General features: G+C 65.1%; 17 protein-coding genes. 9 read left to right on the top strand and 8 right to left on the bottom strand.

The annotated features are described in order from the left end of the window. Nucleotides 1-376: 376 nt before the first annotated feature. Together S58_RS15750 and S58_RS15745 are read left to right on the top strand one after the other, a co-directional pair. Entirely contained in the window at nt 377-961 is a 585-nt protein-coding gene (locus S58_RS15750) for a cytochrome P460 family protein (protein WP_015666333.1), read from the top strand. A 273-nt stretch (nt 962-1234) separates the two neighbouring features. After that, the gene (locus S58_RS15745; RefSeq protein ID WP_015666332.1) at nt 1235-1798 is read left to right on the top strand and encodes a cysteine hydrolase family protein; all 564 of its coding nucleotides are present in this window, start codon (nt 1235-1237) and stop codon (nt 1796-1798) included. Between the two features lie 183 nt (nt 1799-1981). Here S58_RS15745 and S58_RS15740 read toward each other — a convergent pair whose 3' ends face one another. From S58_RS15740 to S58_RS15730, 4 genes are all read right to left on the bottom strand, one after another. Continuing rightward, nucleotides 1982-2479, bottom strand: coding sequence for an RICIN domain-containing protein (locus S58_RS15740; protein ID WP_015666331.1), 498 nt, complete (start codon nt 2477-2479; stop codon nt 1982-1984). A 258-nt stretch (nt 2480-2737) separates the two neighbouring features. After that, nucleotides 2738-2989 (bottom strand): hypothetical protein, encoded by a 252-nt coding sequence (locus tag S58_RS38155; RefSeq protein ID WP_160167601.1) that lies wholly within the window; start codon nt 2987-2989, stop codon nt 2738-2740. Between the two features lie 479 nt (nt 2990-3468). After that, a complete protein-coding gene (locus S58_RS15735; protein ID WP_015666330.1) occupies nt 3469-4890 on the bottom strand; it encodes a PleD family two-component system response regulator in 1422 nt (473 codons plus the stop codon). Nucleotides 4891-4902: 12 nt separating this feature from the next. Then, entirely contained in the window at nt 4903-5268 is a 366-nt protein-coding gene (locus S58_RS15730; protein WP_015666329.1) for a response regulator, read from the bottom strand. Between the two features lie 218 nt (nt 5269-5486). Here S58_RS15730 and S58_RS15725 point away from each other — a divergent pair, with 218 nt between their 5' ends. Next, nucleotides 5487-5786: a DUF3572 domain-containing protein gene (locus tag S58_RS15725; protein WP_015666328.1), complete on the top strand. Its 300-nt coding sequence runs from the start codon at nt 5487-5489 to the stop codon at nt 5784-5786. Further along, nucleotides 5783-7090, top strand: a complete 1308-nt coding sequence (locus S58_RS15720) for a DNA polymerase IV (RefSeq protein ID WP_015666327.1) — start codon at nt 5783-5785, stop codon at nt 7088-7090. Before S58_RS15725 ends, S58_RS15720 begins: the two co-directional genes overlap by 4 nt. An 8-nt stretch (nt 7091-7098) precedes the next feature. Here S58_RS15720 and S58_RS15715 read toward each other — a convergent pair whose 3' ends face one another. Next, on the bottom strand, nt 7099-7956 hold the full coding sequence (locus S58_RS15715) for a cell envelope integrity EipB family protein (protein WP_015666326.1): 858 nt from the start codon (nt 7954-7956) through the stop codon (nt 7099-7101). A gap of 220 nt (nt 7957-8176) precedes the next feature. Between S58_RS15715 and S58_RS15710 the strand changes: the two genes are divergently transcribed. From S58_RS15710 to S58_RS15695, 5 genes are read left to right on the top strand one after another with little or no spacing between them, the layout of a single operon-like run. Next, nucleotides 8177-8644 (top strand): RidA family protein, encoded by a 468-nt coding sequence (locus S58_RS15710; protein ID WP_015666325.1) that lies wholly within the window; start codon nt 8177-8179, stop codon nt 8642-8644. Between the two features lie 30 nt (nt 8645-8674). Beyond that, on the top strand, nt 8675-9427 hold the full coding sequence (locus S58_RS15705; RefSeq protein ID WP_015666324.1) for a glycerophosphodiester phosphodiesterase: 753 nt from the start codon (nt 8675-8677) through the stop codon (nt 9425-9427). Then, on the top strand, nt 9427-9570 hold the full coding sequence (locus S58_RS38150) for a hypothetical protein (RefSeq protein WP_160167600.1): 144 nt from the start codon (nt 9427-9429) through the stop codon (nt 9568-9570). Before S58_RS15705 ends, S58_RS38150 begins: the two co-directional genes overlap by 1 nt. Next, entirely contained in the window at nt 9557-10765 is a 1209-nt protein-coding gene (locus S58_RS15700; RefSeq protein ID WP_042340768.1) for a GNAT family N-acetyltransferase, read from the top strand. The genes S58_RS38150 and S58_RS15700 overlap by 14 nt, the downstream gene beginning before the upstream one ends. A gap of 59 nt (nt 10766-10824) precedes the next feature. Continuing rightward, nucleotides 10825-11250: an HIT family protein gene (locus tag S58_RS15695; RefSeq protein ID WP_015666322.1), complete on the top strand. Its 426-nt coding sequence runs from the start codon at nt 10825-10827 to the stop codon at nt 11248-11250. On the opposite strand, the gene nadC is transcribed toward S58_RS15695, so the two are convergent. Genes nadC through nadA form a run of 3 tightly spaced genes read right to left on the bottom strand, consistent with a single transcriptional unit; the run spans nt 11251 to nt 14632 of the window. Continuing rightward, the gene (gene nadC, locus S58_RS15690; RefSeq protein WP_015666321.1) at nt 11251-12099 is read right to left on the bottom strand and encodes a carboxylating nicotinate-nucleotide diphosphorylase; all 849 of its coding nucleotides are present in this window, start codon (nt 12097-12099) and stop codon (nt 11251-11253) included. Then, nucleotides 12096-13649, bottom strand: a complete 1554-nt coding sequence (locus tag S58_RS15685; RefSeq protein WP_015666320.1) for an L-aspartate oxidase — start codon at nt 13647-13649, stop codon at nt 12096-12098. The genes nadC and S58_RS15685 overlap by 4 nt, the downstream gene beginning before the upstream one ends. Then, nucleotides 13646-14632 (bottom strand): quinolinate synthase NadA, encoded by a 987-nt coding sequence (gene nadA, locus S58_RS15680; RefSeq protein ID WP_015666319.1) that lies wholly within the window; start codon nt 14630-14632, stop codon nt 13646-13648. Before nadA ends, S58_RS15685 begins: the two co-directional genes overlap by 4 nt. Nucleotides 14633-14639 lie beyond the last annotated feature (7 nt).

The raw sequence follows: 14639 nt of genomic DNA, 5'->3' as shown, positions 1-14639 counted from the left end.
GATATGTCGCAGGCGTGCATCCTGGAGGCGAGTAGGTGTAGTCCGACCGCACGACGGGGTGGATCAGCTTTGCCGCCCTCGCGGTTTCGCGCATTCGTAGAACAGCGGTCGGAGCACACCGCGCTGAGCAGCTGCGCTGGGCTTCAGCGGTTTCCACTGGAGTCATCTGGCCGTTGGGCGCATAATGATTAGGTCACAGCCCAGCTCGTGGCACTTTCGGTGACGAGACCGTCGCTACGCTTCGCCCTCTCAAATCACGCAGCGAGGGCACGTCTGATGCATCTATCCCTATCCCGTGTACTTGGCGATCGACTGCACGCTGCCCAGAAACGACATTGGGTCGCGGCTCGACCATAACCAGAGTGGGAGGTGAGACATGTCGGAACAGACCCATCGTGATCGTCGATTTCTCCGCGCCGTGGCGATCACGTTCGCCGCCATCGTCCTTCTTGTTCTCGGCGGCATCGCCGTCGCGCAGCAGGACAAATACAGTTTGAAGGTCCCCGGCGGGCTCGCATTCGCCGAGTTCAGGGGCTACGAAGGCTGGCAGGTCGTTGCCACCAGCCAGAGCCCCAACCTGAAGCTGGTCGCGGTGATCCTCGCCAATCCGGCGATGATCGAGGCCTACGCGTCGGGTGTCCCCGAGAACGGCAAGGCCTTTCCGGATGGCGCCAGGATGGCGAAGATCCATTGGACGCCGAAGATGAACCAGTACTTCCCGGAGACGACCGTGCCCGGCACTCTGCACGACGTGGACTTCATGGTGAAGGACAGCAAGCGGTTTGCGGACAGCGGCGGATGGGGATGGGCCGCGTTCAACTACGACGCCGCCGCCGGCACGTTCACGCCGGCCACGGAATCCGACACCCCGCCGCAGGCCAATGACGCCAAATGCGGCTTCTCATGTCACACCGTGGTGCAGTCGAAAGACTACGTTTTCACAGAATACGGCAAAAGGTGAATTGGCCGGCAGATTGGCGTCAGTTCGTAGTAAGGCGGATCAGCGCTAGCGTCATCCGCCATCGTGCAAAGAGCGGCGGATGACGCTGCGCTGATCCGCCCTACGGACTGACTCAGCACAGGCACACATCATTGTTCGGTGTCGCGGCAAAAGATGTCGCAGAGTCGCGCGGTCCCCTGCTAGTATCGTGAGCACAACGGCCTGATTGCCAAGCTCGACGAGGCGGGCCGCAGCGTCGCTCCAACCGTCCCCTCATTCAGCCTAGAGTCGGCAATGGTTACACTCGCTGATCGACCGAACACCGCGCTGCTCGTGATCGACGTGCAGAACGGCGTGTTGGCTGCTGCATACGACCGCGACAAGGTCGTGGCGAACATCGCGTCACTTGTCGAGCGCGCCCGGCGGGCGCGTGTGGCGGTCATGTGGGTGCAGCATCATGATCGAGGTCTGCTCTCGGGGTCGCCGGAGTGGGAGCTCGTGCCCGAACTCGTGCCTGCCGCCGGCGAGCCCGTCGTGCACAAGAGCTACCCCGACGCATTCGAGGGCACCGAGCTCGAAGCGCAGCTCGCCGCTCGCGGGATCGGCCAGCTCGTCGTGACAGGCGCGCAAACCGACCAGTGCATCCGCTCCACCCTGCACGGCGCGATCACCCGCGGCTACGACGCCACGCTGGTCAGCGATGCCCACACGACCGAAGATCTCACCTCCTTCGGCGCCCCGCCGCCCCGCCAGGTCATCGCCCACACCAACCTGTACTGGAGCTCTCACACGGCGCCCGGCCGCAAAGGCGGCACCGCAAGAACGGCCGAGGTCATGTTCGGTGCGAGGCCCTCATAGGCGGGTCAGCTCGTAGGGCGCAGGGCGGATGAGCGTGAGCGCTATCCGCCGTATCATGACGAGCTTTGATCGTTGGCAGATCACGCTAACGCTCATCCGCCCTACGGGACGGTCAATTATGCCTGCTGAAGACCGCAAGCCGGTAGCCATAAGCGGAAGACTTGCCGGCTGGAGCGCTACACCTTAGCCACCTTCCAGGTCCTCAGGTTCCGAGGCCACCTCTTCATGTATCAACTGGACGCCTCGCGGCAGGGCCATCGAAGCGGCCAATCTCCACACCTGATTATCTCCTTTGTTCCAAGGATAGCTGATTATCAGCGTTCCGTCAGATTTCCCGTCACTCTTGCAGTCGAATACCTGGGAACCATCGTGATTATTGATGACACAATAGTTGTCGCCTGTTGCGTCAATATGCAGGACGAACTGATGGTTCAGAGGTTGAAGTGGCTGTATGGCGAGTTGGACTCCCCCTCCAGAGAAGCGCACGCAGTTTTCAAAATGGCTGTGTTGCAGATAGAAAGAGTCGCTACCCGGTATCGGCCAGACGTTCCATATGAGGTCCGTCTGAGCCTTGCTGTAGGTCCGCAGGACCAAACCATTCCTGCTATCGACCCCTATGCACATCTTTTCCGTTTGCTTGGTGAAGATAACGTACTGTCCAGGCTCTGGTCGTACAGCCATTGTTTCGTCCTCCGGCCGTCGTTACTCGTCTCTAGTGAGCATGTCTCGCATGGCTAAAGAGCAGCCTACATTATCAATTATAGGTTGTTATACAATATATATAGTCCTTTTGCGTGTCAACCTTGCGGATCGATTTCAGCATGTGAGTTCATGCACCGTGATGAGCAGCACATAGGGGTGGATTAGTTAGAACTTGCGCGATCCGCCGTTTCACAGCCATGCATGCGGCGGATGCGCTGCGCTGATCCGCCCCACGGATCATCCAACCGATAAGCCCTGCGCCGAAGAACTAAATTCGCAAGCTCTTTCAACCAGATCGTTTTCATCGGTTCTCCCCGCGGCAATTTTTCTATTTCTCTTTTTCGGAATTAATGCTATCTCCCGATCATCCCACCTCGCCATGAGGGACGTATCGCGATCGTCACGAACGTGGAGGTGGGCTGCGGTGGGCGTGTCGGGTTGCAGCGTGGTTTGATCCGCGCCGACGAACGATCCGATGCGCACGGTCAAGCCGTGTGGTCCTGGCATCCCGACGCTGATGCCAAGTCGGCGTTGCGACAAGCGCGCTGATGACGGGGGCAAGAACGCCGGTCCCCGGGGAGAGCACGGAGTAAGCCGTAAAGCCATCGCGCAGGGAGGGCCGGATGTCCGGTTCGTACCTGTGGTTCTGCCGCGTGCTTTTTGTTGCACGCGGACCATGGGTGCGGCCAGCACCCGGCCTTCCCTGCGCCCTCTGTTCTCGAAGAGGGTTTTGATGGGCATAGCTCGGATGCATCTGCGTCGCGAGGACGGATCGGCTCGCCTTGATGAAGCAGACGGTGAACGCGACACCCACAACTGTCATCGTCCGCGAAGGCGGACGATCCAGTACGCCGCGGCGGCTCGGTCAACCACGAAGTCTCTGGAATACTGGATCACCCGCTTTCGCGGGTGATGACAGCGGGGAGCCTCATGGCCATCTGTCGTTGGACGTCAGGGCGCCCTGCCCCTCAGCGGCCGCGGCCGGCGGCTTGCGGCAGGAAGGAGGACGGCTGATGCACGGGCGCGATGGCCACCGCCCGGTTGCGGCCTTCGTTCTTGGCGCGGTACAGCGCATTGTCGGCGCGCTTCATGACGTCGGCGATCGGCTCGCCCTTCTGCTCCAGGGTGGAGATGCCGATCGAGACCGTGACCTCGATGCGCTTCTCGCCCTTGTGGACCGCGAACGGCTCGTTGGCGACCGAGCGGCGCAGCCGCTCGGCGACCATGCCGGCGACATGCAGGTCGGTCTCGGGCATCACGATCACGAATTCCTCGCCGCCATAGCGGCAGGCGAGATCGATGCCGCGGATCGACTTGCGCACGCGCATGGCGAATTCGCGCAGCACGTCGTCGCCGGCATCGTGGCCGTAATTGTCGTTGATCGACTTGAAGTAGTCGATGTCGAGCATCATCAGCGCCAGCGGCTTGCCGCGGCTCGCCGCCTGGTCGGCGAGCGTCGCCAGATGCGTCTCCATGTAGCGGCGGTTATGCAGGCCCGTGAGCGCGTCGGTGATCGCCATCTCGATCGAGTTCTGCACGTTGTCGCGCAGGTGATCGGTGTAGCGGCGCTTGCGGATCTGGGTGCGCGCGCGCGCCAGCAGCTCGTTCTTGTCGACCGGGCGCAGGAGATAGTCGTTGACGCCGATCTCGAGCCCCCGCAGCAGCCGCGAATTGTTCTCGGCTTCCGCAATCGCCAGGATCGGCACGTGACGGGTGCGCTCCAGCGAGCGCAGCTGGCTGCACAGCCGCAGGCCGTCGAAGTCGTTCAGGTCGAGCGAGACGATGACGAGGTCGTAATTGCCGTCGGCGGCGTTGAACACGGCCTCGGCGGGATTGGTCTCGACATCGACGGAGTGCTCGGTCGCCAGCATCGGCCCGAGCCGCTCATAGGACGACGGCCGGTCGTCGACCAGCAGAATCCGTCCGCCCCTGCCGCTATCGGCGACTGCGTTGCGCTCGGGCGCCTGCACGCCGATCTCGATCGAGGTCAGCGCGCGCATGCGCAGCTCGTCGGTCATCATCTTCAGCCGCGTCAGCGACCGCACGCGTGCGATCAGCACCACGTCGGACACTGGCTTGGTCAGGAAGTCGTCGGCGCCGGCCTCCAGCCCGCGCACGCGGTCCGACGGGCTGTCGAGCGCCGTCACCATCACCACGGGGATGAAATGCGTCGCCGGGTTCGACTTCAGCCGGCGGCAGACCTCGAACCCGTCCATGTCCGGCATCATGACGTCGAGCAGGATGATGTCGCATTCGGCGCGCTGGCAGATCTGCAGCGCCTCGGCGCCATTCGAGGCGGTCAGCACGTCGAAATATTCCGCCGACAGCCGCGCCTCCAACAGCTTGACGTTGGCAGGGACGTCGTCGACGACCAGGATGCGCGCGGACACTGCAGAAACTCCTCAGCCGATAAAACGTCGTACCGTTTCAATGAATTTTCCGACCGAGATCGGCTTCGAAAGATAGGCCTCGCAGCCCCCCTCGCGGATACGCTCCTCGTCGCCCTTCATGGCGAAGGCAGTGACCGCGACCACAGGAATAGCGCGCAATTCCGGGTCGTCCTTGATCCAGCGCGTCACCTCCAGGCCCGACACCTGGGGCAGCTGAATGTCCATCAGGATCAGGTCGGGGCGCGTCCGGCGCACGATGTCGAGCGCCTCCACACCACTGGACGTGCCGGAGGTCTGATACCCATGCGCTTCCAACAGATCGCGAAAGAGCTTCATATTGAGCTCATTGTCCTCCACGATCAGGACGGTCTTACCCATCCGTCCCTCCGAATCACTGACACCGAACCTGCCCTCGGGCGGACACCTGTCCACCGCTACTCATCTAATTCAAACTAGACCCAGATTCGTTCAAAGCCGTTAAGTCGGTATTCCATCTTCGCCCGAGATGGTTTCCACTTGCTTGAACCCGCTTCGAAGACTCGGGCATGATGCACGCAAAGTAGAGACGACAAGTTAATGGAAAGGCAAATGCGCCGTTGAAAAAGCCCGTTCGAAATCCGCGCGAAGTCGCTGAAATTGTTGCAGTTCAGGCCCTCGGCTTCCTCGCCGGGGAACCGGAGCGGCTCGGCCGCTTCCTGGCCGAGAGCGGGATTGGGCCGGAGACGCTGCGATCCTCGGCGGCCGACCCGAATTTCCTGGCCAGCGTACTCGATTTCGTGCTGCGCGACGACGAGACGGTAAAGGCTTTTGCCGCCCACTCCAAGTTACATCCGACCAATATCATGGCAGCACGGCAGGTATTGGGCGACCGGCAGTGGGAGCGCGACGTGCCGTGACCATTTCGGCGCCAGGGGAAGCGTCGCGCGCCGCTGGCTGCCCGGCCTGCTTCTGCCGCGACTGCCTGGCGGATTTAAATTTTGGCGCGCGCCGCTGTTCTGCCTGCGGCTCGCCGCGGCTGGTCAGACACCGCGCCCTGCCCGCGCTGACGCTCGCCCATATCGACTGCGACGCCTTCTACGCGACGGTCGAGAAACGCGACAATCCGGAGGTCGCCGACCGGCCCGTGATCATCGGCGGCGGCAAGCGCGGCGTGGTGTCGGCGGCCTGCTACATCGCGCGCACCTATGGCGTGCGCTCGGCGATGCCGATGTTCAAGGCGCTGGAGCTGTGTCCCTCGGCCGCGGTGATTCCCCCCGACATGGCCAAATATGTCCGCGTCGGCCGCGAGGTGCGGCAGGCCATGCAGGCGTTGACGCCGCTGGTCGAGCCGCTGTCGATCGACGAGGCATTCCTCGACCTCTCCGGCACCGAGCGGGTCCACGGCATGATCCCGGCGAAGGTGCTGGCGCGGTTCGCCCGCGAGGTCGAGCGCGACATCGGCATCACCGTCTCGGTCGGGCTGTCCTGCAACAAGTACCTCGCCAAGATCGCCTCCGATCTCGACAAGCCCCGCGGCTTCGCCGCGCTCGACCAGGAGGAAGCGTTGACGATGCTGGCCGGCAAGCCGGTCGGCTTCATCTTCGGCGTCGGCCCGGCCACCCAGCAGCGGCTGGCCAACCACGGCTTCCGCACCATCGCCGACCTGCAGCGCGCCGACGAGATCGAGCTGATGAAACAGTTCGGCGGCGACGGCCGCAGGCTGTGGCGGCTGGCGCGCGGCATCGACGATCGCAAGGTGGTGGCCGATCGCGGCGCCAAGACGATCTCGAGCGAAACCACCTTCGACACCGACATCCGCGACTACGCCACGTTGGAAAAGACGCTGTGGCGGCTGTCGGAGAAGGTGTCGTCGCGGCTCAAGAGCAGCGAGCTCGCCGGCTCGACCATCACGTTGAAATTGAAGACCGCGGATTTCCGCCAGCGCACGCGCTCGCAGTCGATCGCGGCACCGACGCAGCTCGCCGGCAAGATCTTTGCGATCTGCAAGGAGATGCTGGCGCGCGAAACTGATGGCACCGCGTTCCGCCTGATGGGCGCCGGCGTCAGCGCGCTGCGCCCGGGCTCGGACGCCTCCGACACCGACATGCTCGACCGCCGCTCGGCCTCAGCCGAGCGCGCGATGGACGCCTTGCGCAAGAAATTCGGTCAGGCCGCGGTCATCCGCGGCATCGCCTATGGCGGCCCGGAGACGTCGGAATGACGCCCGCGTCAGTTGTTGCAGGCCTTCACGTCCTTGCTGTCCTTGACGTCGAACTTGCCGAGCGACCCGGCGATGACGAAGTCATTGTAGTCGAGCACGAGCGCGCGCGAGACGCCGTTCTCGTACAGCTCGAACGACATCGCATAAACAGGCGTCTGCTCGCCTTCCGTCCGCTTGGCGTCGCGGTCGTAATAGCTGACGGTGACCGGCCAGCGCGTCATCGTCTTCATTTCGTCGCTCGCCGTCGAGGCATCGGGCTTGGCGATGGTCTTGTCGCCCGGTACCGGCGCTCCGATCACCGTAAGCGTGTTGTAGACCTTCTCACCATTGTCCGAGCCGTCATAGACCGACAGCTCGAGCAGCGACTTGCCTTCGCGGGCTGCTGCAATGATGCGCTGGATCTGCTCGGTCGGAAACACGGTCGCCCCGTCCAGCGTGAAGGTCTTGGCCTCGGGCTGCTTGAGCTTGACGGTGATGTGATCGCCGGTGCGCTCGGCCATGCCGTCGACCGGGCTGGAGGCCTGATCGTTCATCCGCGAGTCGATCTTGAAGCGATAGCTCTTGCCGGCACCGTCCTCCCAGGCGGTCGAGCGCAGGTCGCTCAGGGTCACCTTGCCCTCGCCGAGATCGAGCTCGGAGACCTGGCGGAAATCCGAAGTGTAGCCGTTGCAGGCGTTGCCGGAGAAATTGTACAGGATGCGGCCGCGCGCGCTGTTGACCGGGCTCGACCCGCGCGCCTTGACCAGGCTCAGCTCATACAGCGCCTGGTGCGGCAGGAACGGCGTCGCGGCTCCGGCCTCTGCCGAACCGAATGTGATCGCCGCGACAGCGAGCGCGCCAACCGACAGTCGAAACGAATGAGCCATGAGTTTTCCCTGGGACCGTTAAACCGTCACATTAAAGACCGCTGCATTACGTCGCAACTGCGGCTGTCTCACGGAAACGTGCGATCCGGACGCCAAGGGGCGTGCATTGCGCAGGGCGTGCCGAGCGGCCGCCGCGGCTTGCATGTCACTGGCAACTGCGCCAAACAGGGCCGCGGTCCGGCACGGGACCGGCATTCAGGCGACAGAACGGGGATTTCCGATGGCGGGTACGGTTGAACAGAATCTGACGGCACAGGGCATCACATTGCCGGCCCCGAAGGCGCCGGTGGCCAATTATGTCCCGTTCGTGCGCACCGGCAACCTGCTGTTCGTGTCGGGCCAGGTCTGCCTCGGCGCCGACGGCAAGATGATCGCAACCGGCAAGCTCGGCGGCCCGGTGTCGCTCGAGGAAGGCTACGCCGCGGCGAAGGGCTGCGCGATCAACCTGATCGCCCAGGTCAAGGCGGCGATCGGCGACCTCGACAAGGTCGTGCGCGTGGTCCGGCTCGGCGGCTTCGTCAATTCGGCGCCTGATTTCCTCGACGGACCGAAGGTGCTCAACGGCGCGTCCGACCTGATGGTCGCAGCGTTCGGCGCCAAGGGCCGCCACGCCCGCACCACCGTCGGCGTGTCATCACTGCCGTCCGATGCCGCGGTGGAAGTCGAAGGTGTGTTCGAGGTCGAGTAGGATTGACGCGGAAGAGAATGGACGGGGCGAATGCGCGCACCTGACTGGCTGACGGCCCGCCCCGTCGCCCATCGCGGCCTGCACGACGCAAGCCGTGGCATCATCGAGAACATGCCGGCCGCCGCGCGCGGCGCCATCGCCGGCAATTTCGCCATCGAATGCGACATCCAGCTGTCGGCTGATGGCGAGGCGATGGTGCATCACGATTACGAGCTCGGCCGGCTCACCGAGGGCTCCGGCCTGCTGATCGAGAAGACCGCCGCCGAGCTGAAGGCTGTCAGCTTCAAGCAGACCGACGAGCGGATGATGACGCTCAATGAGCTCTGCAACCTGATCGCCGGGCGCGTGCCGCTGGTGGTCGAGGTCAAGAGCACGTTCCAGGGCGATCATCGCCTGGTCCGGCGCATGGCCGAGGTGCTCGCTGCCTATTCCGGCCCGGTGGTCGGCATGTCGTTCGATCCGGACCAGGTCCGTGCCCTGCGCCAGACCATGCCGACGCTGACGCGCGGCATCGTCGCCCAGCGCAGCTACGAGGACGGCTATTGGGCCAAGCTGACCCAGCCACAGCGCGACAGCATGCTGCATCTGAAGCACGGCCTCGGCACCCAACCGCATTTCGTCGCCTATTGGGTCGAGCAGCTGCCGGCGCCAGCGCCCTGGATCGCGCGCAACGTGTTCGGTTGTCCGCTCCTGACCTGGACCGTCCGGACCCCCGAGCAGCGCGCCGCTGCGGCCCGCTACGCGGATCAGATGATCTTCGAAGGGTTTACGCCGGAGACGTGATGCCGGCCTTGAACTCGGTGCTGCGATGCACGATCTTGATGGGCGGGCCGTTCGAGCGTCGCCGCCGGGACGCCGCTTGTCTGGTTGTTCAAGGACTCGCTTTTCAAGGACTGGATTTTCAAGGACTCGATGGCATCACCTGAGATCACGCTCGAAGCCGTCCCCGTGGTCAGCGACATCCCGGCTGCAGCATGGGACGCCTGCGCCAATCCCGACGGCCGCGTGACGCCCGGCTCATCTCCCGCCTGCGGCCGTGCCTACAACCCGTTCGTCTCCCACGCCTTTTTCGCGGCTTTGGAAGCCTCCGGCTCGGCCACAATGCGCACCGGCTGGGCGCCGCGCCATCTGGTGGCGAAAATCGGCGACGAAGTCCTGGGCGTCGTGCCCTGCTATCTGAAATCGCACTCGCAGGGCGAATACGTCTTCGACCGCGGCTGGGCCGACGCCTATGAGCGCGCCGGCGGGCGCTACTATCCGAAGCTCCAGGCCTCCGTGCCGTTCACGCCGGCAACCGGACCGCGGCTGCTGGTCCGCGCCGACCAGGACCCTCAGGTGATCGGAAACGCCCTCGCCCAGGGGCTCAAGGCGTTGTGCGGGATCAGCCAGGCCTCCTCGGTCCATGTCACCTTCGCCCGGGAAGCAGAGTGGGAGCTGCTCGCAGCCCAGGGTTTCCTGCAGCGGACCGACCAGCAGTTCCACTGGCACAATCAGGGGTTTTCGACCTTCGACGATTTCCTGGCGACGCTCAATTCGCGCCATCGCAAGGCGATGAAGCGCGAGCGCCGCGACGCGCTCGGCGCCGGCATCACCATCCACTGGCTGACCGGCAAGGACATCACCGAGGACGCCTGGGACGCGTTCTTCGCGTTCTACATGGAGACGGGCTCGCGCAAATGGGGCCGGCCCTATCTGACCCGAAAATTCTTCGCGCTGATCGGCGAGAGCATGGCTGACGACGTGCTGCTGATCATGGCCAAGCGCGACGGGCGCTGGATCGCCGGCGCCATCAACTTCATCGGCTCGGATACGCTGTTCGGCCGCAACTGGGGTGCGATCGAGCATCACCCGTTCCTGCATTTCGAGGTCTGCTACTATCAGGCGATCGATTTCGCCATTCAGCACAAGCTTGCGGTGGTCGAAGCCGGCGCGCAGGGCGAGCACAAGATCGCGCGCGGCTACCTGCCGCAGACCACTTTTTCAGCGCACTACATCGCCGACCGCGGCCTGCGCCGCGCCATCGACGACTATCTCAAGCGCGAGCGCGCGTATGTCGAGGAGGCCGGCCGTGAGCTGGCCGAATCTGGCCCGTTCCGGAAAGGCGCGGACGAGCCGTCTTGACCTCCGCCACGTCGCGGTGAGAGTAAGGCGCACGAAGAGGAACCGCCGAGGGACTGCTCATGACCGCCTACGATCCCAACAACCCGTTCGCAAAGATTCTGCGCGGCGAATTCCCCTGCGCCAAGGTCTATGAGAACGACCACGTGCTGGCCTTCCTCGACATCATGCCGCGCGTAGCGGGGCACACGCTGGTGATCCCGAAGGCCCCTGCCCGCAACATCCTGGATATCACCGAGGAGGACTACCTCCATGTCGGCCGCGCCGTGCGCACCATCGCCCGCGCCGCCAAGACCGCATTCGCCGCCGACGGCATCACCGTGCAGCAGTTCAACGAGCATGCCGGCGGCCAGATGGTCTTCCACCTGCACGTCCACATCATGCCGCGCCACAACGGCGATTCCCTGCTGCCGCCGGCGAGCCGCAAGGAAGACCCGAAGGTGCTGGAGGAGAACGCCGCGAAGCTGATCGCGGCGCTCAAGGGCTGATCAGGCGTCGTCGAGCCCGATGTCCAATGCCGCCGACGAATGCGTGATCCAACCGACGGAGATCAGGTCGACGCCGGCAGCGGCGATGGCGGGCGCGGTCTCCACGGTGATCCGGCCGGAGGCTTCCGCAATGGCCTTGCCGCCGATGATGCCGACGGCGCGTTCCAGCTCCGCTGGTGTCATGTTGTCGAGCAGCACCGCATCGACGCCGAGCGCCAACGCCTCCTCGAGCTGCGCCAGGGTGTCGACCTCGACCTCGATCTTCACGAGATGGCCGGCATGAGCCTTCGCGCTGACGATCGCAGCCTTGATGCCGCCGGCGATGGCGATGTGGTTGTCCTTGATGAGAACCGCATCATCGAGCCCGAACCTATGATTGCCGCCTCCGCCCGCGCGCACCGCATATTTCTCCAGCGCGCGCAGGCCAGGCGTGGTCTTGCGGGTGCAGACGATCTGCGCCCTGGTGCCTTTCACCGCCGCGACCAGCAGCGCCGTCGCACTGGCGACGCCGCTGAGGTGGCAGAGGAAGTTGAGCGCGACGCGCTCGCCGGTCAGCAACGCCCGTGCCGGGCCGCTGATGGTCGCGATCATGTCGCCCGGTGCCACGGCGCTGCCGTCAGGCCGCGTGATCTCCATGCGCACGTCCGGCGAGACCGTCTGAAACGCGCAGCGCGCGACATCGAGGCCGGCGATCACGCCATGCTGGCGCGCCCGCAGCTTCAAGGACGCGTGCCGCTCGCGCGGGACGATCGCATCCGTGGTGATGTCGCCGGCGCGGCCGAGATCCTCGAGTAGCGCCGCGCGCACCAGCGGTTCGTAGAGCAAGGACGGCAGCGGATTGAGGGTCATGGCAGAGCGCTCCTGAACGACGGAAGCTGGGTCGCGGCGATGTCCCGGGCGACGGCGATCGCCTCTGACAGGGTGAAGCTGGATGGCCGCGCGAGCGCCAGCGTGTCCGGACAATCGCTACGAAAATGCCCGCCGCGGCTTTCCTCGCGCGCGTGGGCCGCAACCGACATCATCAGGCCGACCATGGCCGGATCGGCCGCTGGCCCTGCCCCCTCCGCGAGCGGGAGAAGGCTACGGACGGCAGCTGCCATCGTGGGGCGCTCGCGCAGCACGCCGAGCGCCTGCGACAGCAGCGGCCGCACCGCGGACGGATCGGACGCAGGCGGAAGCTCTGCGACCCGGCCCGGCTTGGTCAGGCCATGCGGCGTGCCGGCCACGCTCTTGCCCACCCATTGCGCGCAGACGATGGCTTCCATCAGCGAATTGCTGGCGAGCCGGTTGGCACCGTGCAGGCCGGTGCGGCTGACCTCGCCACAGGCCCAGAGGCCATCGACCGTGCTGCGCCCCATCGCATCAACGGCGATGCCGCCCATGTGATAGTGCACGGCCGGCCGCACCGGGATCGGATCTATGGTCGGATCGATGCCGGCCATGCGGCAGAAGGCGCTGATCACCGGATAGCGCGCGACGAAATCCCTGCCCGGCCTGTCGCGCGCATCGAGGAACACGCGGTGTCCCTGCGCGCGACGCCGCCACACGGCCCGCGCAACCACGTCTCGCGGCGCGAGCTCCGCACCGGGCTCGTCCGCCATGAAGCGCGTGCCGCTCTCGTCGATCAGGACCGCGCCGTCGCCGCGGATCGCCTCGGTGAGAAGCGGCAGCGGCCGCGACGGCCCGTCGAAGGCGGTGGGGTGAAACTGCACGAATTCGAGATCGGACAACACGGCGCCAGCTCGCGCTGCCAAGGCGAGACCCTGGCCGAAGCAGCCGGACGGATTGGTGCTGTCGAGGAACAGCCCGCCGATGCCGCCGGTCGCGATCACGACGCGCGTGGTCGTGAGCACCAGAGGCTCGTCGCCGCGCACCGCGACCACGCCCTGGATCGCATTGTCAGCGACAATCAAACGGCGCGCCTCGACGCCTTCAAGCAAGGTCACCGACGCACAACGCCTGACGGCCGCGATCAGCGCGCGCATGATCTCGCGTCCGGTGCCGTCGCCGGTCGCATGCACGATCCGCTTGCGGCCGTGTGCGGCCTCCAGGCCCAGGCGCCAACGTCCATCCGCACGTCGATCGAACGCGACGCCAAGCTGCGCGAGACGCTCGACCGCGGCCGGCGCTGCCGCGACGATGCGGCGCGCGGCGGCCTCGTCGCACAATCCCGCGCCGGCAGCGAGAGTGTCCTGCAGATGCAGCACGGGGTCATCATCGTCACCGACGGCTGCGGCGAGCCCACCCTGCGCCCACATGCTCGACGCCTCGGCGCCGAGCGGCGACTTCGACAAGAGCACGACGGGTTCGGGCGCGAGATGAAGCGCCGTCATCAGGCCCGCGGCGCCGCCGCCGATGATGACCGGACGGCCAGCGAGTTCAGAGAGATCGGTGCTCATAGCGCCAGCATCCTTTCCACCGAGCGCCGCGCGCGATCAGCCATCGCGGGATCGATCGTGACCACATGCGTGTTGGTCTCAAGCGCATGACGGATGTTCTTCAAGGTGATCCGCTTCATGTGCGGACACAGATTGCAGGGGCGGACGAATTCGATATCGGGGTACAGCACCGCGACATTGTCGCTCATCGAGCATTCCGTGAGCAGCACCACCCGCGCCGGTCGCTTCGCGCCGACATAGTCCGCCATCGCCGCCGTGGAGCCGGCGAAGTCCGCCTCCGCCACCACCTCCGGCGGGCATTCCGGATGCGCGAGCACGGTGACTCCGGGATGATTGTCGCGCAGGGTACGGACATCGTCGGCGCTGAAGCGCTCATGCACTTCGCAATGCCCCTTCCAGGCGGTGATCCTCACCTTGGTCTGGGCTGCGATGTTGAGCGCGAGATATTCATCCGGCAACATGATGACGTGATCGACGCCGAGCGACTCGACGAGGGCGCGCGCATTGCCCGACGTGCAGCAGATGTCCGACTCCGCCTTCACCGCGACCGACGTGTTGACATAGGCGACCACGGGCACGCCGGGATGACGCGCGCGCATCAGCCTGATGTCGTCAGCGGTGATCGACTCCGCGAGCGAGCAGCCGGCCTCGAGGTCCGGGATCAGCACCGTCTTGTCAGGATTGAGCAGCTTGGCCGTCTCCGCCATGAAGTGAACGCCGGCCAGCACGATCACCTCGGCATCGACCTTGGTAGCTTCGCGGGCGAGCAAGAGGCTGTCGCCGACGATGTCGGCCACGCCGTGGAAGATCTCGGGCGTCTGATAGTTGTGCGCGAGCACCACCGCGTTGCGCCGGCGCTTCAGGTCGAGGATGGCCTCGACATCCTCTTCGAACACCGCCCATTCCGGGGGTGGGATCACCCGGCTCAGACGATCAGCGAGCGGTGAATGCGAGGCGACGGCAGGCGACAACGGTTCGGCCATTTATACT

This window comes from Bradyrhizobium oligotrophicum S58 (assembly GCF_000344805.1).
Classification (GTDB): Bacteria; Pseudomonadota; Alphaproteobacteria; order Rhizobiales; family Xanthobacteraceae; genus Bradyrhizobium; species Bradyrhizobium oligotrophicum.
Note: the sequence above shows the minus strand (reverse complement) of the source record. Positions and strands in the feature narration are given on the sequence as shown.

What these genes read in the sequence shown, in the direction of transcription:
- S58_RS15750 (WP_015666333.1), top strand. Translation starts at nt 377, where the DNA reads ATGTCGGAACAGACCCATCGTGATCGTCGATTTCTCCGCGCCGTGGCG.
- S58_RS15745 (WP_015666332.1), top strand. Translation starts at nt 1,235, where the DNA reads ATGGTTACACTCGCTGATCGACCGAACACCGCGCTGCTCGTGATCGAC.
- S58_RS15740 (WP_015666331.1), bottom strand. Translation starts at nt 2,479, where the DNA reads ATGGCTGTACGACCAGAGCCTGGACAGTACGTTATCTTCACCAAGCAA.
- S58_RS15730 (WP_015666329.1), bottom strand. Translation starts at nt 5,268, where the DNA reads ATGGGTAAGACCGTCCTGATCGTGGAGGACAATGAGCTCAATATGAAG.
- S58_RS15715 (WP_015666326.1), bottom strand. Translation starts at nt 7,956, where the DNA reads ATGGCTCATTCGTTTCGACTGTCGGTTGGCGCGCTCGCTGTCGCGGCG.
- S58_RS15710 (WP_015666325.1), top strand. Translation starts at nt 8,177, where the DNA reads ATGGCGGGTACGGTTGAACAGAATCTGACGGCACAGGGCATCACATTG.
- S58_RS15705 (WP_015666324.1), top strand. Translation starts at nt 8,675, where the DNA reads ATGCGCGCACCTGACTGGCTGACGGCCCGCCCCGTCGCCCATCGCGGC.
- S58_RS38150 (WP_160167600.1), top strand. Translation starts at nt 9,427, where the DNA reads ATGCCGGCCTTGAACTCGGTGCTGCGATGCACGATCTTGATGGGCGGG.
- S58_RS15700 (WP_042340768.1), top strand. Translation starts at nt 9,557, where the DNA reads ATGGCATCACCTGAGATCACGCTCGAAGCCGTCCCCGTGGTCAGCGAC.
- S58_RS15695 (WP_015666322.1), top strand. Translation starts at nt 10,825, where the DNA reads ATGACCGCCTACGATCCCAACAACCCGTTCGCAAAGATTCTGCGCGGC.
- nadC (WP_015666321.1), bottom strand. Translation starts at nt 12,099, where the DNA reads ATGACCCTCAATCCGCTGCCGTCCTTGCTCTACGAACCGCTGGTGCGC.
- S58_RS15685 (WP_015666320.1), bottom strand. Translation starts at nt 13,649, where the DNA reads ATGAGCACCGATCTCTCTGAACTCGCTGGCCGTCCGGTCATCATCGGC.
- nadA (WP_015666319.1), bottom strand. Translation starts at nt 14,632, where the DNA reads ATGGCCGAACCGTTGTCGCCTGCCGTCGCCTCGCATTCACCGCTCGCT.